This is a genomic window from Pseudomonas sp. LS44 (assembly GCF_024730785.1).
In the GTDB taxonomy this organism is placed as follows: domain Bacteria; phylum Pseudomonadota; class Gammaproteobacteria; order Pseudomonadales; family Pseudomonadaceae; genus Aquipseudomonas.
Genome location: NZ_CP102830.1, coordinates 1,672,475 through 1,691,094, shown reverse-complemented (window position 1 = coordinate 1,691,094; position 18,620 = coordinate 1,672,475). Strand labels below are relative to the sequence as shown.

Below are 18,620 nucleotides of genomic sequence, written 5' to 3'. Positions count from 1 at the left end.
TTTGAAGTCAGGGGCGCATGGGCAGCAGGCGTGCCAATTGCGCATCGAACCAAGTAACGAAGGCTTCCGAAGGGGCGGCGTCAATTGCCAGATACCACCAGTCGGCTGCAGCGAAGCTTCGGCACTTAACGGCATCCTTCTCGGTCATCAGCAGCGGCAATGGCGGAGTGAACGTCAGCGCAGGCTTACTGTATTGCGCGTGATCGGCGAAGGGATGCGGGATTGGCCGCCAGTTTAGCGCTTCGAGCGTGTTGAAGAAACGCTGCGGATTGCCGATCCCAGCCACCGCATGCAGCGCTTGCCCGGCGGCGAAATGGTCGAGCGGCACGCGCTGATCGCTGGCCAGATTGACCAACGCGGTTGGGCGCAATTGGAGCGCATAGCCCTCTCCCGTATCAGCGGCGCCACCATTGAAGAGCCGCGCATCGACACTTTCTAGACGCTCGAGCGGCTCGCGCAGCGGGCCGGCCGGTAGACAACGGCCGTTTCCCAGACCGCGCGCGGCATCGATCAGCACCAGTTCCAGATCGCGAGCCAAGCGGTAGTGCTGCAGGCCGTCGTCACACAGAATCAGATCCAGCGATTCGGACTCAAGCAAAGCGCGGACTGCCTGCGAGCGATCCGGATCGATCATCAGCGGAACGCCGGTACGCTGAACGATCAGCAGGGGCTCATCACCGGCGACGGTCGCGCTCTGATCGGCTTCAACCCGCCAGGGGAAATGCGCAGGCTTGGCGCCATAACCGCGACTGACCACCCCAACCCGCAGGCCACGCTGGCGGCAATGCTCGATCAACCAGAGGATCAGCGGCGTCTTACCGGTGCCGCCGACGGTGATATTGCCGACCACCACGACGGGGACCGGAGCGCGGTAGGTGGGCAGTTCACCCGCGAGAAAGCGCTGGCGCTTGCGGCATACCACGGCGCGATAAATGGCCTCCAGCGGACGCAACACGTGCAGCGCTGGGTGGCCGTCGTACCAGGCCGCAAGCAGACGATCAGCCAGAGCCATCAGGGCGCCGCCTGGGCCTCGACGGTGGTGATGCGCAAATGACTGAAACCGAGCTTGCCGGCCGCATCCATGGCGGTCACTACTGATTGATGAGGGGTCTTTCCGTCGGCGCTGATGGTCAGCGGCAGGCTGCTGTCGCCTTCCGACTCTTTCTGCATGGCCGCCATCAAAGTGCTCAGATCGCTTTTCGCCAGCACTTGGCCATTCAGCGAATAGGTGCCCTCGGCGTTGATCGCGACTTCGAGCTGTTTCAGCTCGGTGTCTTCGGCAGGTGTGGCGCTGGCCGCCTCGGGCAAATCGACCTTCAGTTGGGTCGGACGGCTAAAGGTGGTGGTGACCACGAAAAACAGCAGCAACACGAAGATCACATCGATCATCGACGTGAGGTTGAGAAACACCTCTTCGCGGGCCACATTGCCCGCCCTGCGGCGGAATTTCACGCTTTGGGCACCTCGGCAAAATCGACTTCACGATTGCCCTGCACCACCTCCACCAGCTTGATCGCCTCCTGTTCCATGGCGATCACCAATTCATCGACCCGGCGCAGCAGATAGCGATGGAAGAACACCGCCGGAATCGCCACGATCAGACCCGCGGCGGTGGTTACCAACGCTTTGCCGATACCGCCGGCGAGCATCGGCGCGTTGGCGGCGCCGCTGCCCATGAAGCCACTGAAAATATCGATCATGCCGAATACCGTGCCGAGCAGACCGAGCAATGGTCCCATGGCGGCGATGGTACCCAGGGCATTGAGGTAACGTTCCAGCTCATGGATGACTCGGCTAGCGGCCTCTTCAATGCACTCTTTCATGATCTCGCGACCATGCTTGGAGTTGGCCAAGCCTGCCGCCAGCACCTCACCCAGCGGCGAGGACTGGCGGATTTCCTTGAGTTTCTGCGCATTCAACTGCTTGTTCTTGATCAGCAGCCAGACTTGCCCCAGCAATTGCGGCGGCGAAACCCTGCTCACACGCAAGGTCCACAGGCGCTCGACGATGATGCCCATGGCAGCAATAGAACAGAGAATAATCGGCAGCATCATCCAGCCGCCTGCTTTAATCAGTTCCCACACGGCATTGATTCCCCTTGGAAAAGTGGCGCCACTCTAGCATAGGGTGCGGTGCCCGCCGACCGCCGCCGTTCTCATTTTTCCCGCCAGAATCGACGCTGTTCACGCAACCCGTACAAGGTGTCGTTAGCCCCCAACTGAATACGTTGAGCGCCGGTCACAACCGTGTCGTAAGTCGGGATGCCCAGCGCCTGATAGCGGGCCAGACTCTGCGGATGCGGATGACCGAAGGTGTTGTTGGCGCCACGGGAAATCAGCACCGCTTGCGGTTGGACGGCCTTGAGAAAACCCATTGAGGACGAGCTGCGACTGCCGTGATGCGGCGCCAACAGCCAATCGGCGCGGATGTCGCGACCGGCAGCGAGCAACGCGCGCTCGGCGCCGGCATCGATATCACCGGTCAGCAACAGACGCTCACCGTTCGCCTCGATTTGCAGCACGCAACTGGCCGGATTGCCTTCGACAGCCGACGGCCAACGCCAGGTCGTGAAACTCACTTCATCCCACCGCCAGGTGCTGCCATCGACACACAGCTCAGCGCGCAATGACGGTGCCAGCGCCGCGGGCTCACCACTGAGCACCCGATCGACCGACATGCCGCGCTGCACGCTGAGCGCACCGCCGGCGTGATCGGTGTCGGCGTGGCTAATCAGCATCAGGTCCAAACGATCAACGCCAAGCGTGCGCAGGGAAGGCAGCACCACCCGCTCGCCGCTATCGAATTCGCCATAACGCGGCCCGCTGTCGTATAGAAGTGCATGGTGCTGCGTGCGCAAGGCAACGGCTAACCCTTGACCGACATCCAATACCCAGGCGTCCAGTCGTCCTGGCGCGGGAGTATCGATCGGTGGCCGCAGCATCGGCAAAAGCAATGCCAGTCCTAGCGCGCGCAACGGCATGCCCGTCGGCAGAAGGATAAGCAGTGCGCCTGCAGCACCCAATAGCCACGCCCACCAAGGAATAGCCGGCGCCGACCAGGCCGGTAGCCAACTGGCGATCCAGGCTAGCAGTTGAAAAAGCAACTCCAACAGGCCGCCCGCCAGCCACAACAGCCCATCGCCCAACCCGAATAACGGCAGCAATAGCGTGCCGAGCAGCGCCAACGGCACTACCAGAAAGCTCACCCAAGGAACTGCAATCAAGTTAGCCAACGGCCCGCTGGCACTGACCGGCAAGCCTAAAGCCAGCAGCGCCGGCAGCAGACCGATGGCCATGGTCCATTGCGCCCTGCCCCAGCTCCGCCACCAACTCCACGGTCCGAGGCGACCGGCGAAGACCAGCATCAACACCGCGACAGCGCCAAACGACAGCCAGAAACCAGCTTGCAGACTGGCCAGCGGCTCCAGCAATAGCACGCCGTTAAGCGCCAGCAACCAGGGCAACCAGACGCCAAGATGGCGGTAGCGCAGCCGCCAGATCAGTACCATGGCGATCATCACGCAGGCGCGGCGCACCGGGACCTCGAAACCGGCCAGCACGCCATAGCCGAGCGCCACGGCGAACGATAGCGCGCAGGCCCACGGCAGCCATGGCCAGGATGGGGGCCACCAACCGAGGCGCGCCAGGGCGACGATCAAGGCGTAAACCAGGGCCGCCAGCATCGCCACATGCTGACCGGAAATCACCATCAGGTGCACCGTGCCGGTGTCCTGCAGCAATCGCCAGTCGGCCACCGACAATCCCGAGCCGTCGCCGATTACCAAGGCCACCAAGCCACCCTGACGACCAAACGCGTAAACCTTGAGCATCCGCTGACGCAATGCATCGCGCCAGGCGGAAGGCCCGTTGGCTGGGCTGATCCGCTCACCGTGTTTGACGGTGCCGGTGCCGCCAACCCGCTGTGCCAGCAACCAGGCTTCGTAATCGAAGCCCTGTGGATTAACCATGCCATGACCGCGCTTGAGCTTGACCGCCAACCGCCAGCGCTCACCCGCTTGCAATGCCGGGCCGCCGTACCAGGCCAGCCGTAGGCGTTGGGGTAGAAAGGCGCGCCGCGACTCGGGCTGTCCAAGCTGAAAGCGCACCACCCCATCACCCTGCTCCGGCAGACCAACCACCAGGCCTTGCAGCCATAGCGTATTGCCGTCCAGTTCAGGCGCCAGACGATCGTCCAGCGCCCATTGCGCCGAGGCGCAGGCCCAGCTGAAACCGAACAGGAAGAAGGCCAACGGATAGCTGCGAAACGGCAGCAGCATCAAACCCAACAGCGGAAGAACGCCCAGCAGCCAGGCGGGTGGCAGCTCCGGCAGAAACCGCAGCGTCAGCAGCCCGGCCGCCAACGCCAACATCCCTGTTCGCATGAATTACTCCTGACCCATCCTTGGGTCGCTGCATCAAACACTTATCTGTTGTCACAAAGTGCCGACTTGATCGCCGTGCAATCCATGCATAATACCCAGGCTTTATGCCTGCCCGAGAATGCTCATGCCGCGACGTCTGTTCAAGCGCTACATGCCCAATCCGCAAAGTATCCGCGAGCACAAGTCGCTGCGTTTTCTTGGCAGTTTGATGCACGATCCGAATCTTTGGCACCTCAATCGACACTCGGTATCGCGCGCCATGGCAGTCGGGTTGTTCGCCGCGTTTATTCCCATTCCCATGCAGATGCTGCTGGCAGCCACCCTGGCCCTGCCGGTACGGGGCAACTTGCCCATTTCGGTGGGCTTGGTCTGGCTGACCAACCCCATCACCATGCCGCCGGTTTTTTACTGCACTTACAAGCTCGGCGCGTGGGTCATGCAAGTACCGGCCGGGCAGATCAGCACGCAGGTGTGGCCGCGCATCAGTCGGTTCTTCGATGAGCCGTCATGGGAACTGATTCAGCTGATGTGGAAGCCGATCCTGCAACCATTTCTGGTGGGCTCAATTGTCTGCGGCCTGCTCGCCGCTCTGGTTGGCTATGTGCTGACCATGCTGTATTGGCGCTGGTGGGTGCAACGCAGCTGGGACAAGCGACGCAAGGCGCGACGCCTGGGCGCAGAATAAAAAACGCCGCTCAACAGCGGCGTTTTTTATGGCTTATTCGTAGCGCAACGCTTCGGCAGGCTGAATCTGCGCGGCTCGCCAAGACGGATAGAGGGTGGCCAGGAAACTCAAGCTGAGCGCCGCCACGGCGATCAGCAATACATCGAAACCTTGCAGATCGGATGGCAAGGTACTGATGAAATACACATCGGAACTGAAAATGCGCTGGCCGCTGACCTGCTCCAGCCAGCCGACCAGGCTGCTGACGTTCAGCGCAGCGATTACCCCAAGCACCGTACCGATCGTGGTGCCGACCACGCCGATGATCGACCCCTGCACCACGAAAGTGGCCATGATCTGCCCCGGCGTCGCACCGAGGGTCCGCAGGATGGCAATGTCGCCACCCTTGTCGGCGACCACCATGATCAACGTGGCGATGATGTTGAACGCCGCCACTGCTACGATCAGCAGCAGCAGCAGACCGATCATGGTCTTCTCCATCTTCATCGCACTGAACAGGCTGCCCTGAGTCTGCGTCCAGTCGCTCGCCGTATAGCCGTCACCCAGCTTCGCGGCAACCGCCGCGGCAACCTGTGGCGCCTGATACAGATCCTTCAGCGCCAGGCGCACGCCCTGCACTTGGCCAGGCTGCATACGCTGCATGGCGGCGGCATCGGCCACGTTGATCAGCGCCAGATTGCCATCCAGCTCGGCACCCACTTTGAATACCCCGACCACATTCAGCCGCTGCATACGTGGCGTGATACCACCGGGCGCCGAACTGACTTCGGGAACGATCAGAGTCAGCTTGTCGCCGACATTGATGCGAAACCGCCGCGCGGTGATCTCGCCGATCACCACACCGAATTCGCCAGGCTTGAGCGCCTCGAGACTGCCTTGCACGATGTGCTGGCCGATGATCGAGACCTTGGGCTCTTCCTGCGGATCGATGCCGTTGATCTGGACCGACTGCATGGCGCCCTTGTACGACAACATGCCATCCAACTCGCCGAATGGCACCGCAGCCAATACTTGCGGGTTACCTTGGGCGACTTTGGCTACCGCGCGCCAATCGCTCAGCGGTTGCGCATTGCCGATGGTGGCATGTGGGACCATACCGAGGATGCGTGAACTCATTTCCTGCTGGAAACCGTTCATCACCGACAGCACCACGATCATCGCCAACACACCGAGGGCCAGGCCGATCATCGAGGTCAGCGAGATAAACGAAATGAAATGGTTGCGCCGCTTGGCCCGCGTGTAGCGGCTGCCGATGAAGATCGAGATCGGTCTGAACATGGTTACGCCGCCACCAGCCGGCCATCTTCCAGACGCAGGATGCGATCCATCTGCCCGGCCAGCTCGGGATCGTGAGTAACCACCAGGAAGGCGGTGTTCGACGAACTGCTCAGCTCGCGCATCAACTCCTGAATGCCCTGCGCCGTGTGGTGATCGAGGTTACCGGTCGGCTCATCGAGCAGGACCAAGCCGGGCTGATTGACCAATGCCCGGGCAATCGCCACACGCTGGCGCTCGCCGCCAGACAATTCGGCTGGCTTGTGATCCAGACGGTGACCAAGACCCACCCGCTGCAGCAATGCCGCCGCCCGTTCACGCGCCGCGGGAATGGCCATCTTGCCAATCAGCAACGGCATGCAGACATTCTCCAGCGCAGTGAACTCCGCCAGCAGATGGTGGAACTGGTAGACAAATCCCAACTGCCGATTACGCAGCAACCCGCGAGCCTTTTCGCCGAGAGCCGAGAGTTCTTCACCAGCCAACCAGACACTGCCCTGACTCGGCGTATCGAGACCGCCCAACATGTTCAGCAGGGTGCTTTTGCCCGAACCGGAACTGCCCACGATGGCCACCCGCTCACCCGCCTGCAATTCCAGATCGAGGCCGGCCAGCACTACCACCGCCTGCGGGCCCTCTTCATAGCTCTTGCCAAGATTGCGGCAGCTCAGAACCACTTGCTTACTCATAACGTAACGCCTCCGCAGGCTGGGTACGCGCAGCACGCCAGGCCGGATAAAGAGTGGCGAAGAAACTCAGAATCAATGCCGCGCCGCACACCATGACGACGTCTGCGCGCATCAGTTGCGACGGCAGGTAATCGATGAAATACACATCGGCGTTGAGGAATTTGATGCCCAGCAGACGCTCCAGCGCGGCGATCCAACTGCTGACATTGAGCGCGGCAATAATCCCCAGCACAGCGCCAAGTAGGGTACCGATCACGCCGATCACCGTGCCCTGGACCATGAAGATGCGCATGATCTGCAACGGTGTCGCGCCCAAGGTACGCAGGATGGCGATATCCCCTTTCTTGTCGGTCACCACCATGACCAACGTGGAAATAATGTTGAACGCTGCGACTGCGACGATCAGCAGCAACAGCAGGCCGATCATCGCCTTTTCCATGCGGATGGCCTGATATAGGTTGCCGTGCGAACGGGTCCAGTCGCGGGCGTAGTAGTCAGGGCCGAGATGCTGGGCGATGCCCCAGGCAATGCGCGGTGCCTTGAACAAGTCGTCGAATTTCAGGCGCAGACCCTGCACCTGCTCCGGCTTCCAGCGATGCAGGCGGGCGATGTCCTGCAAATGCGCCATGGCGACATGGCCATCGATCTCGCCAGCGCCTACGTGAAAGATGCCGACCACGGTGAAGCGCTTGATGCGCGGAAACATGCCAGCTGGAGTGACCGTCACTTCTGGGGCGACGAAGGTCACTTTGTCACCGACGCCGACGCCGAGTTTGACCGCCGCCTTGTCGCCGAGGACGATGCCAAAGCCGCCGGCCTTCAGATCGTCCAAGCTGCCCTGCCGGAAGAACTCGCCGATGACTGACACCTTGCCCTCTTCCTGCGGATCGATGGCGTTGATCAGCACCTTTTCGACCTGGCCGGCGTTGGTCAGCAAACCCTGCATTTGCGTAAAGGGCGCCACCGCCAGGATCTGTGGCCGCTTGATCTTGTTGGCCATCTCGCGCCAGTCGCTGATGGGCTGCGCCGCTTCGAGGGTCGCGTGCGGCACCATGCCGAGGACGCGGGTACGCATTTCATGGTCAAAGCCGTTCATGACCGACAACACCACGATCATCACCAGCACGCCGAGGGCGAGACCGATCATCGAGGTCAGGGAGATGAAGGAGACGAAATGATTGCGGCGTTTAGCGCGCGTATAACGGGCGCCGATGAACACGGACAGCGGTCTGAACATAGAAAGAGTTGGTTCGCTGGCGAAAGAAGGAACGTCCTTGTGGCGGGGCTTGGCGAGCGGCCTTACACTCAGACCAATCTCGCTGCCATGGGTTCGCCATGACGACACAAGACGAAAATGATCGCCGCGAATACTATCGCATCGACGACACCATCGCACTGGAATTCAGCCTCTTGTCAGGCGCTGAGGCCCTGGCTGGCGAGGCGCTGCACGACACCTCGCCGCTGTTCAATCTACTCAGCGAACTGCATCTGCTCGACTATGAATCGCAGCACCTGTTGCGGCATATCAGCGAACGCGACCGCACCCTGGCCAACTACCTGAAAGTCATCAACCGGCGCACCGATCTGCTCGGCCAGGCACTGGCCCAGAACCTGCTGAGTGCACTCGGCACACCGCGGCAGGTCACCATGTCCGAAGGTGGCCTGAGCTTCGACAATGCCAGCTCGCTTGAGCTTGGCAGTCACTTGGCGCTGAAGATGGTGCTGATGCCGCAAGCCCTTGGCTTGCTGGTTCGCGCTTTAGTGATCCACTGCCAGCCGCTGGAAAATGGCCTCTATAACATCGGCACCGAGTTCGAAAGCCTGACCGATGCCCAGCGCCAATTGCTGGCGCGGCACATCCTGCAGCGCCAAGCGCTGGAGCGCCGCCAGGCACGCGAACAACTCTGATCAGTTCGCCAGGAGACGGCCATGTGGCGCCTGTTACTACTCATCACCCTGCTCGGCCCGCTGGCTAGCTGGGCGCAAACCATCGAAATCCCGGTAGGTCAGCAAGGCGCTGCGGAGATCGCCCTACCCGCTCGCGGCCTGACGCAAAAAGAAGTGCTGATGCGCTTCGGGCTTGCCGACCAGGAGCATCCCGCGGTCGGAAAACCACCGATTACGCGCTGGGACTACCGCAATTTCAGCGTCTATTTTGAAAGCGGTCGAGTGATCGACAGCGTCCTTCAGCATCGCCCACGCAGCCCAGCGGGGCAGCCTGGCGCACAACCCAAGGAGTTCCAGTGACGCAGATTTACGGCCATCGTGGCGCCAAAGGCGAAGCACCGGAAAACACCCTGAACAGTTTCAAGAGATGCCTGGAACAGGGCGTGCGGCGCTGTGAGCTGGACTTGCATCTGTCCCGCGATGGCGAGCTGATGGTGATCCACGACCCAACGCTGAAGCGCACCACTGGCCGCCGCGGCAAGGTTTCCGCATACGATGCCACCGACTTGACCAACTACGACGCTCGCCAGGGCGGCCCTGGCTGGGTACAGCCCTGCCCGATTCCGCGCCTGGCTGAGCTGTTCGAAAAATGCCCGTTCGAACACTGGCAGCTGGAGGTCAAGAGCGCTTCGCGTGACCGTGCAGCCCGTAGCGTGCTGGCCATTCAGGAGCTCGCCAACCACTACGGGGTGATCGACAAAGTCACCGTCACCTCCAGCTCTCGCGAGGTGCTGCGTGCGCTGACCCAGCTAACCCCGCAACTGGCGCGTGGCCTGGTGGCCGAGTACGCCTGGCTCGATCCGCTCAAGGTGGCGCAGAGCTATGGCTGCAATCTGCTCGCGCTGAACTGGACGCTGTGCACCCCGGAACGCCTGTTCAAGGCGCAGAAGCAAGGTCTGCATGTATCGGTGTGGACGGTCAACGAACCCGCCCTGATGCGCCGCCTCGCCGACTTCGGCGTAGACAGCCTGATCACCGACTTCCCGAGCCTGGCGGTGAGTACGCTCAAGGCCTGAACCACACATTTTATTCATGCACAAAAAACCGGCCCAAAGGCCGGTTTTTCGTTACCTGGTCAGAAACTCTCCCGATTCGGCCAGCGCCAGGTTGGGGAGTCGCTGAAAAAGTCCCCCCCGACCGGCTCAGGCCACCGGTCGGAGCTGGTCAAAAAAGCCGGTTGAGCCCATCGAATGCGGCCACCCGATAGGCCTCGGCCATGGTCGGATAGTTAAAGGTGGTGCTGACGAAGTACTTCAGCGTGTTCGCCTCGCCTTTCTGACTCATGATCGCCTGGCCGATATGGACGATTTCCGAAGCCTGGTAGCCGAAGCAATGCACGCCGAGGATTTCCAAGGTCTCGCGGTGGAAGAGAATCTTCAGCATGCCCACCGGTTCGTTGGATATCTGCGCGCGCGCCATGCCCTTGAAGAATGCCTTGCCCACTTCGTAGGGGATCTTCGCCTGGGTCAACTCTTTCTCGTTCTTACCGATCGAGCTGATCTCCGGAATGGTATAGATACCGGTCGGCACGTCGTCGACGAAGCGCCAGCTGTCGTTCTCGGCGATGTTGCCGGAGGCCGATCGGCCTTGGTCGTAAGCGGCACTGGCCAGACTCGGCCAGCCGATTACATCGCCAGCAGCGTAGATGTTCGATACCGAGGTGCGGTAGTTCTCATCCACCTCGACCTGCCCGCGACTGTTGACCTTGATGCCGATGTTTTCCAAGCCGAGCTTGTCGGTGTTGCCGGTACGCCCGTTACACCAGAGCAGCGCGTCGGCCTTGATCTTCTTGCCCGACTTGAGGTGCAGGATCACGCCGTTGTCGATGCCCTCGATGCGCTCGTATTCCTCGTTGTGGCGGATCAACACATTCTGGTTGCGCAGGTGATAACTGAGCGCATCGGAAATCTCGTCATCGAGGAAACTGAGCAACTGGTCGCGGTTGTCGATCAGGTCGACCAGCACGCCGAGGCCGCTGAAGATCGACGCATATTCACTACCGATCACCCCGGCACCGTAGATGATCAGCCGGCGCGGGGTATGGGTCAGGCTGAGAATGGTGTCGCTGTCGTAAACCCGCGGGTGCGTGAAGTCGACGTCCGCCGGACGATAGGGACGCGAACCGGTGGCGATGATGATGTGCTTGGCCACCAGCTTTTCCACCACGCCGTTCGGGCAGACCACTTCGATGGTCTGATCGGCGGCGAAGCTACCGGTGCCGAAGAACATGTCGATGCGGTTGTGCGCGTAGTAACCGGTGCGCGAGGTAACTTGCTTGGCGATCACCCGCTCGGCGCTTTTCAGCACGTCCGGAAAGGAGAACCAGCGCGGCTCACCGATCTGGCGGAATAGTGGGTTGGTGTTGTACTGCATGATTTGCCGCACCGAGTGGCGCAGCGCCTTGGAGGGAATGGTGCCCAAGTGCGTGCAATTGCCGCCGACTTCGCGACGACTATCGACCACCGCGACCTTGAGGCCGCTCTTGGCCGCATTCATTGCCGCCCCCTCGCCCGCGGGACCGGAACCGAGCACTACCACGTCGTAGTTGTAGACCGCCATGCTTACTCCTCTCAACTGGCCAGAGCGCCTTACTGCGCTGCGGCTGAGCCACGGCCGTGGCCATGACGAACACAAATTTGGCAACAAGCACCGGGATTGCCGTTGCAGCTTACCCGCGACCCTCGGCGCTGCCCATTAGCGCTTGGTCATAGGCAGGCAACTCGCGCCATCACTTAACAGGCTGTTGAAAAATTACCTGCGTTGCCGATCCGGCGTTAAAAACGGCCTCAAAATGCTCATTTACAACACGTAAACTGCGCTTTTTCGGCCGCTTTTGCCTTGTCTCGGCTGCCTCGCCTACATTTTTCAACGGCCTGTTACCGTTGATTTTCCTGCCTGCAGCGCCTGAAACGCAGGGCTCGCATCGACTTGAAAACCATCGACCTCGCGACGAATGAACAATGCCGCGACCCCCTTTTGCTTTGCGAATGCCAGGCCGCGCTGCGGGCCCAGCACCATCAACAAGGTCGACAACCCATCCGCCCGCAGCGCCGACGGATCGACCACCGTGACCGAAGCCAGGTTATGCCTGACCGGCGCACCGCTGGCCGGATCGAAGGTGTGCGAGTAACGGCGCCCCTGTACTTCGAAATAATTTCGGTAGTCGCCGGAAGTGGACACACCGTAGCCGTCCAACGTCAGCTCTTGCTGGGCCTCCTGACCCGCCTCGCGCGGCGCCTCGATAGCGACACGCCAGGGCGAACCATCCGGCTTGCGTCCGCGCACCTTGAGTTCGCCGGTGACGCTCAGCAAATAGCTGCGCACCCCTGATTCATCCAAGCGCTGCGCAATGCGATCGACCGTATAGCCGGCGGCGATGCTGTCGAAATCCACCTGCACGGCGGCATCTTTGCAAAGCTGTTGACCGTCCACACGCAAGTGAGTGAAGCCGACATTGGCGCGTACTGCAGCGATTTCCTCGGCACTCGGCACCCGCTCGCCACGCGATTGCGGACCAAAGCCCCACAGATCGAGCAGCGGCTCGACGGTCAGATCGAACGCCCCGGCGCTTTCCCGCGACAAGCTCTCGCCAAAGCGCACCAGATCTAATATTGACGCTGGCATCGCCTGGCAACGGTTCGCCGGTAAGGCATTGAAACGGGAAATCAGCGAGTCGCTGCGATAGGTCGACATCTGCGCATCGACCTCAGCGAGTATCGCCTCGACCTCGCCGCGCAACTGCGCCATACCAGGTCCGTCGGGTTCAGCCACATATTTGAGCGAATAGTGACTGCCCATGGTCGGCCCCTCGAACGCTTCAATCTGCGCGCCGCACCCGGCCAGCAGGCCAATAACAGCCAGCAGCAACGTCGTGCCACTGCGCCTTGCCTGCCACATCGCCACACCTATCGCACTCATGGAACCACCGCACCCGTAAATGCAAAACGGGAGCCGAAGCTCCCGTTTGTCATACCGCGTTTAGCGCGGGAAAGCTGGCGGGTTGACCCCAGCCATGTCTTCCATCACGCGAACTACCTGGCAGCTGTAGCCGAACTCGTTGTCGTACCACACGTACAGAACGACGCGATTGTCGTTGGCGATGGTGGCTTCGGCATCGACCACACCGGCGTGGCGCGAGCCGACGAAGTCAGTGGATACCACTTCCTGCGAGCTGACGAAGTCAATCTGCTTCTGCAGATCCGAATGCATGGCCATCTGGCGCAGGTATTCGTTGATTTCTTCGCGGGTGGTGGCTTTCTCAAGGTTCAGGTTGAGGATCGCCATCGACACGTTCGGCGTCGGTACACGAATCGCGTTACCGGTCAGCTTGCCTTTCAGCACAGGTAGAGCCTTGGCCGCGGCAGTGGCTGCACCGGTCTCGGTGATCACCATGTTCAGCGCGGCGCTACGACCACGGCGATCGCCCTTGTGGAAGTTGTCGATAAGGTTCTGGTCGTTGGTGTAGGAGTGCACGGTTTCAACGTGGCCGTTGACGATGCCGTAGCGATCGTTCACCGCTTTGAGCACCGGCACGATGGCGTTGGTGGTGCAGGAAGCCGCGGAGATGATCTTGTCCTCAGCGGTGATTTCGCTGTGGTTGATGCCGTGCACGATGTTCTTCAGCGCGCCTTTACCAGGAGCCGTGAGCACCACGCGGTCGACACCCGGGCACGCCAGGTGCTGGCCCAGACCTTCGGCATCACGCCATACGCCGGTGTTGTCGACCAGCAGGGCGTTCTTGATGCCGTATTGGGTGTAATCCACTTCTTTCGGGTCTTTGGCGTAGATCACCTGGATCAGGTTGCCGTTGGCCGTCAGGGTGTTGTTCTCTTCGTCGATGGTGATGGTGCCATCGAATTTTCCGTGTACCGAGTCGCGACGCAGCAGGCTGGCACGCTTGACCAGGTCGTTGCTGGCGCCCTTGCGGACCACGATGGCGCGCAGACGCAGGCCGTCGCCACCACCGGTTTTCTCGATGAGGATGCGTGCCAGCAGGCGGCCGATGCGACCGAAGCCGTAGAGCACGACGTCGGTGCCTTCGCGGCCGGAGCCGTTCTGCTTGCCAACCACGTCGGCCAGGGCGTCCTTGACGAACTGCTCGACGCTGCGGCCGGCCCCTTCGGCCTTGAACTTGGCGGCCATCTTGCCGAGGTCGACCGAGGCGGCGCCCAGCTTGAGCTCGCTCATGGCCTTGAGGATCGGGAAGGTGTCATGCACCGATAGCTCGCTGTCGTCCGCCAGACGGTGACGGGCGAAACGGTGTGCTTTCAGAATGTCGATCACCGAACGGTTGATCAGACCACGGCCGTAGATCGAGGTAACCACGCTGTTGTTGCGGTAGAGTTGGCCGATCATCGGGATCATCGCTTCTGCGAGGGCTTCACGATCAATCCACTCACCGAGACACTGGTCGGGCTTCTGGGTCACGGGCAATACCTTCCAAATGTAGGGGCTGAAAAAAGGGGCTACATTATGACGGCGCACGTTGGCGCCGGCAATCAGCAGCGGCGCTGACACTGACAGCAGGTCATCGGGGTAGTTACAATCCGCCGGTCCATTTCCCGACCGGAGCTACGACCGCCCGTGTCCGTATTGCGCCTTCCCCCCCTGCCCGCCGCGGCAGGCAAAAAGCATTGGGGCAATCTGCCCGGTGCCGCCCTCTCCCTCGCGATTGCCGAGGCCGCCAGCGCTGCCAAGCGCTTCACCCTACTATTGACTGCCGATAGCCAAGCCGCCGAGCGCTTGGAGCAGGAGCTCGGATTTTTCGCTCCCGATCTGCCGGTGCTGCATTTCCCCGACTGGGAAACGCTGCCGTACGATTTGTTCTCGCCGCACCAGGACATCATTTCCCAGCGCATTGCCAGCCTCTACCGCTTGCCCGAGCTGAGCCACGGAGTGCTGGTGGTGCCGATCACCACCGCCCTGCACCGCTTGGCGCCGACGCGCTTTCTGCTTGGTTCCAGCCTGGTCCTGGACATCGGCCAGAAGCTTGATGTCGAGCAGATGCGCCTGCGTCTGGAAGCAACCGGCTACCGCTGTGTGGATACGGTGTATGAACACGGCGAGTTCGCCGTGCGTGGCGCGCTGATCGATCTGTTCCCGATGGGCAGCACGCTGCCGTTTCGCATCGACCTGTTCGACGATGAGATCGAAACGCTGCGTACCTTCGACCCGGAAACCCAGCGCTCGATCGACAAAGTCGAATCGATCCGCCTACTGCCGGCGCGCGAGTTCCCGCTAGACAAGAAATCCGTCACCGACTTCCGTGGCCGCTTCCGCGAGCGTTTCGACGTGGATTTCCGCCGTTGCCCGATCTATCAGGACTTGAGCACTGGCATTACCCCGGCCGGCATCGAGTACTACCTGCCGCTGTTCTTCGAAGAAACCGCGACGCTGTTCGACTACCTGCCGCAGGACACCCAGGTGTTCTCCCTGCCGGGAATCGAGCAAGCCGCCGAACAGTTCTGGAATGACGTGCGCAACCGCTACGAAGAGCGGCGCGTCGATCCGGAACGCCCGCTGGTGCCGCCGGCCGAGCTGTTCCTGCCGGTCGATGACTGCTTCGCGCGCCTGAAGAGTTGGCCGCGCATCGTCGTCAGCCAGGACGATATCGACACCGGTGTCGGTCGTGACCGCTTCAACGCCCGGCCGCTGCCGGACTTGGCCATCCAGTCCAAAGCCAGCGAACCGCTGGCCGCGCTGCGCCGCTTTATCGAGGAATATCCCGGCCGCGTGCTGTTTAGCGCCGAATCCGCTGGGCGCCGCGAGGTGCTGCTGGAATTGCTCGCCCGTTTGAAACTCAAGCCCCAGGAAGTCAGCGGCTGGCCGGAATTCACTGCCAGCCGCGCACGCTTGGCGATCTGTATTGCGCCACTGGACGAGGGTCTGCTGCTCGACGATCTGGCGCTGATCGCCGAGAGCCCGCTGTTCGGCCAACGCGTCATGCAGCGCCGCCGTCGCGAGAAAGCCCGGGATGGCGGCGACAACGTTATCAAGAACCTCGCCGAGCTGCGTGAAGGCGCGCCGGTGGTGCACATCGACCATGGTGTCGGCCGGTATCTGGGCCTGATCACCCTGGAGATCGAAGGCCAATCCGCCGAATTCCTCGCCCTGATGTACGCCGAGGAAGCCAAACTGTACGTGCCGGTGGCCAGCCTGCACCTGATCGCCCGCTACACCGGCAGCGACGACGCCCTCGCCCCGCTGCACCGCCTGGGCTCGGAGACCTGGCAGAAAGCCAAGCGCAAAGCCGCCGAACAGGTGCGCGACGTCGCCGCCGAGCTACTCGACATCTATGCCCGGCGTGCCGCCCGCGAGGGCTATGCCTTCCTAGACCCGGGCCTCGACTACGCCAGCTTCAGTGCCGGCTTCCCCTTCGAGGAAACCCCGGACCAACAGACCGCCATCGACGCGGTGCGCGAGGATATGCTCGCGGCCAAACCGATGGATCGACTGATCTGCGGCGACGTCGGCTTTGGCAAGACCGAAGTGGCGATGCGCGCCGCGTTCCTCGCCGTGCACAGCGGCAAGCAGGTGGCGGTACTGGTGCCCACTACCCTGCTCGCCCAGCAGCACTACAACAGCTTCCGCGACCGTTTCGCCGATTGGCCGGTCAAGGTCGAGGTGATGAGCCGCTTCAAGTCCGCCAAGGAAATCGACGGCGCAGTCCAGCAGCTCGCCGAAGGCAAGGTGGATATCGTCATCGGCACCCACAAGCTGCTGCAGGACGACGTCAAGTTCGACAATCTGGGCCTGGTGATCATCGACGAAGAGCACCGTTTCGGCGTCCGTCAGAAGGAGCAACTCAAGGCGCTGCGCAGCGAGGTGGACATTCTCACCCTCACCGCTACGCCGATCCCGCGCACGCTGAACATGGCGGTGGCGGGCATGCGCGACCTGTCGATCATCGCCACCCCGCCGGCGCGCCGGCTGTCGGTGCGCACCTTCGTGATGGAGTCCAACAAGCCGACTATCAAGGAGGCATTGCTGCGCGAGTTGCTGCGCGGCGGCCAGGTCTACTACCTGCACAACGATGTGAAATCCATCGAGAAATGCGCCGCCGATCTCGCCGAATTGGTGCCCGAGGCGCGCATCGCCATCGGCCACGGGCAGATGCGCGAACGCGAACTCGAGCAGGTGATGAGCGACTTCTACCACAAGCGTTTCAATGTGCTGATCGCCTCGACCATCATCGAAACCGGTATCGACGTGCCGAGCGCCAACACCATCCTGATCGACCGTGCCGACAAGTTCGGCCTGGCCCAGCTGCACCAGTTGCGTGGTCGGGTCGGGCGCAGCCACCACCAGGCTTACGCCTACCTGCTGACCCCGCCGCGCAAGCAGATGACCGACGATGCGCAAAAGCGCCTCGAAGCCATTGCCAATGCCCAGGACCTGGGCGCCGGCTTTGTGCTTGCCACCCACGACCTGGAAATCCGCGGCGCCGGCGAACTGCTCGGCGACGGCCAGAGCGGGCAGATCCAGGCGGTCGGTTTCACCCTCTACATGGAAATGCTCGAGCGCGCGGTGAAAGCCATCCGCAAAGGCGAGCAGCCGAACCTCGACAAGCCGCTGGGCGGTGGTCCGGAGGTCAACTTGCGGCTGCCAGCCTTGATTCCCGAGGATTACCTGCCGGATGTGCATGCCCGCCTGATTCTCTACAAGCGTATTGCCTCGGCTGCCGATGAAGAGGGCCTCAAGGAACTGCAGGTAGAAATGATCGATCGCTTCGGCCTGCTGCCGGAGCCGACCAAGAACCTGATGCGCCTGACCCTGCTCAAACTGCAGGCCGAACAGCTCGGCATCGTCAAAGTCGACGCAGGTCCGCAGGGCGGACGCATCGAGTTCGCCAGCGATACCGGCGTCGATCCGCTGACCCTGATCAAGCTGATCCAGAGCCAGCCAAACCGTTACAAATTCGAAGGTGCGACTTTGTTCCGCATTCAGATGCCGATGGAACGCCCGGAAGAACGTTTCAATACTTTGGAGGCGCTTTTCGAGCGCCTCACCCCGCAAACGGCCTAAAGCGGTTGCGCCCGGAGTGGCCGCGTTGAAAACTGGTCGTCTGCCTTTCGTTCACCCGCTTCAGCTCATTGCTTGATCAAAAAGGACTCACTTCATGCGTATGTTCCGCCACCTGGCCCTGTTGCTCGCTCTGTTCGCCCCGTTGGCGGTGGCCGATGGTCAGTACCTGATCGAACTGATCATTTTCCGCCAGGCCGGTGAGCCCGTGCCCGCCAGCCAGCCGGCACCGGACGACTGGGCCGGTGGCGCGCAGTCGATCGCCGGCACTGAACGCGGTACCGCGCTGGATGGCGAAGCCGCCAAGCTGAGCCCTAACGCGGGTTATGAGGTGTTGCTGCACAAGGCGTGGGCACAGAATCTGTCCGCCGTACCGAGCAAAGTGGCGCTCAGCTCCGGCGACCAGCACTTCGGCCATTTCCCGGTAGAAGGCACGGTCAGCCTCACCCAGGTGCGCTTCACCGACGCGACTGTGGAGTTCTGGATCAACCAGTTCGACGCCGACGGCCTGCTGACCGGCAGCGAGCGCCTGAAGCAAAGCACCCGTCTGAAGAATGGTGAACTGACCTATCTCGATCACTCCAATCTCGGCGTGCTGATCAAGATCGTGCCGCTCTAAGCA

The 18,620-nt window shown here is 61.7% G+C and carries 16 protein-coding genes; 6 read left to right on the top strand and 10 right to left on the bottom strand.

The genetic code is table 11. The features are described 5' to 3' along the window. Nucleotides 1-7: 7 nt before the first annotated feature. From lpxK to NVV93_RS07600, 4 genes are all read right to left on the bottom strand, one after another. Nucleotides 8-1,012 carry a tetraacyldisaccharide 4'-kinase gene (gene lpxK, locus NVV93_RS07615; RefSeq protein WP_258253823.1) on the bottom strand — a complete coding sequence of 335 codons (1,005 nt, stop codon included), beginning with the start codon at nucleotides 1,010-1,012 and terminating at the stop codon, nucleotides 8-10. Then, entirely contained in the window at nucleotides 1,012-1,452 is a 441-nt protein-coding gene (locus NVV93_RS07610; protein ID WP_258253822.1) for a biopolymer transporter ExbD, read from the bottom strand. The genes lpxK and NVV93_RS07610 overlap by 1 nt, the downstream gene beginning before the upstream one ends. Continuing rightward, nucleotides 1,449-2,084, bottom strand: a complete 636-nt coding sequence (locus tag NVV93_RS07605; protein WP_258253821.1) for a MotA/TolQ/ExbB proton channel family protein — start codon at nucleotides 2,082-2,084, stop codon at nucleotides 1,449-1,451. Before NVV93_RS07605 ends, NVV93_RS07610 begins: the two co-directional genes overlap by 4 nt. A 71-nt stretch (nucleotides 2,085-2,155) precedes the next feature. Beyond that, on the bottom strand, nucleotides 2,156-4,381 hold the full coding sequence (locus NVV93_RS07600) for a DNA internalization-related competence protein ComEC/Rec2 (RefSeq protein ID WP_258253820.1): 2,226 nt from the start codon (nucleotides 4,379-4,381) through the stop codon (nucleotides 2,156-2,158). A 124-nt stretch (nucleotides 4,382-4,505) separates the two neighbouring features. On the opposite strand from NVV93_RS07600, the gene NVV93_RS07595 reads away from it, so the two are divergent. Continuing rightward, nucleotides 4,506-5,066 carry a DUF2062 domain-containing protein gene (locus NVV93_RS07595; protein WP_258253819.1) on the top strand — a complete coding sequence of 187 codons (561 nt, stop codon included), beginning with the start codon at nucleotides 4,506-4,508 and terminating at the stop codon, nucleotides 5,064-5,066. A 33-nt stretch (nucleotides 5,067-5,099) separates the two neighbouring features. Here the strand turns inward: NVV93_RS07595 and NVV93_RS07590 are convergent, their stop codons facing one another. From NVV93_RS07590 to NVV93_RS07580, 3 genes are read right to left on the bottom strand one after another with little or no spacing between them, the layout of a single operon-like run. Continuing rightward, nucleotides 5,100-6,344, bottom strand: a complete 1,245-nt coding sequence (locus tag NVV93_RS07590) for a lipoprotein-releasing ABC transporter permease subunit (RefSeq protein WP_258253818.1) — start codon at nucleotides 6,342-6,344, stop codon at nucleotides 5,100-5,102. Nucleotides 6,345-6,346: 2 nt separating this feature from the next. Beyond that, on the bottom strand, nucleotides 6,347-7,030 hold the full coding sequence (gene lolD, locus NVV93_RS07585) for a lipoprotein-releasing ABC transporter ATP-binding protein LolD (RefSeq protein WP_258253817.1): 684 nt from the start codon (nucleotides 7,028-7,030) through the stop codon (nucleotides 6,347-6,349). Beyond that, entirely contained in the window at nucleotides 7,023-8,267 is a 1,245-nt protein-coding gene (locus NVV93_RS07580) for a lipoprotein-releasing ABC transporter permease subunit (protein ID WP_258253816.1), read from the bottom strand. Before NVV93_RS07580 ends, lolD begins: the two co-directional genes overlap by 8 nt. A 98-nt stretch (nucleotides 8,268-8,365) precedes the next feature. Between NVV93_RS07580 and NVV93_RS07575 the strand changes: the two genes are divergently transcribed. From NVV93_RS07575 to NVV93_RS07565, 3 genes are read left to right on the top strand one after another with little or no spacing between them, the layout of a single operon-like run. Beyond that, nucleotides 8,366-8,938, top strand: a complete 573-nt coding sequence (locus tag NVV93_RS07575) for a PilZ domain-containing protein (RefSeq protein WP_258253815.1) — start codon at nucleotides 8,366-8,368, stop codon at nucleotides 8,936-8,938. Between the two features lie 21 nt (nucleotides 8,939-8,959). Continuing rightward, complete coding sequence (locus NVV93_RS07570; protein WP_258253814.1) at nucleotides 8,960-9,277, top strand: phosphodiesterase; 318 nt, start codon at nucleotides 8,960-8,962, stop codon at nucleotides 9,275-9,277. Continuing rightward, complete coding sequence (locus NVV93_RS07565) at nucleotides 9,274-9,993, top strand: glycerophosphodiester phosphodiesterase (protein ID WP_258253813.1); 720 nt, start codon at nucleotides 9,274-9,276, stop codon at nucleotides 9,991-9,993. The genes NVV93_RS07570 and NVV93_RS07565 overlap by 4 nt, the downstream gene beginning before the upstream one ends. Nucleotides 9,994-10,141: 148 nt before the next feature. Here NVV93_RS07565 and sthA read toward each other — a convergent pair whose 3' ends face one another. From sthA to NVV93_RS07550, 3 genes are all read right to left on the bottom strand, one after another. Continuing rightward, nucleotides 10,142-11,536: a Si-specific NAD(P)(+) transhydrogenase gene (gene sthA / locus NVV93_RS07560; RefSeq protein ID WP_258253812.1), complete on the bottom strand. Its 1,395-nt coding sequence runs from the start codon at nucleotides 11,534-11,536 to the stop codon at nucleotides 10,142-10,144. A 306-nt stretch (nucleotides 11,537-11,842) separates the two neighbouring features. Then, a complete protein-coding gene (locus NVV93_RS07555; protein WP_258253811.1) occupies nucleotides 11,843-12,895 on the bottom strand; it encodes an FAD:protein FMN transferase in 1,053 nt (350 codons plus the stop codon). A 60-nt stretch (nucleotides 12,896-12,955) separates the two neighbouring features. After that, entirely contained in the window at nucleotides 12,956-14,422 is a 1,467-nt protein-coding gene (locus NVV93_RS07550; RefSeq protein WP_258254311.1) for a glyceraldehyde-3-phosphate dehydrogenase, read from the bottom strand. A 138-nt stretch (nucleotides 14,423-14,560) separates the two neighbouring features. On the opposite strand from NVV93_RS07550, the gene mfd reads away from it, so the two are divergent. Beyond that, complete coding sequence (gene mfd / locus NVV93_RS07545; RefSeq protein WP_258253810.1) at nucleotides 14,561-18,001, top strand: transcription-repair coupling factor; 3,441 nt, start codon at nucleotides 14,561-14,563, stop codon at nucleotides 17,999-18,001. Nucleotides 18,002-18,095: 94 nt separating this feature from the next. Next, the gene (locus NVV93_RS07540; protein ID WP_258253809.1) at nucleotides 18,096-18,617 is read left to right on the top strand and encodes a peptidoglycan binding protein CsiV; all 522 of its coding nucleotides are present in this window, start codon (nucleotides 18,096-18,098) and stop codon (nucleotides 18,615-18,617) included. The last annotated feature ends 3 nt before the right edge of the window (nucleotides 18,618-18,620 follow it).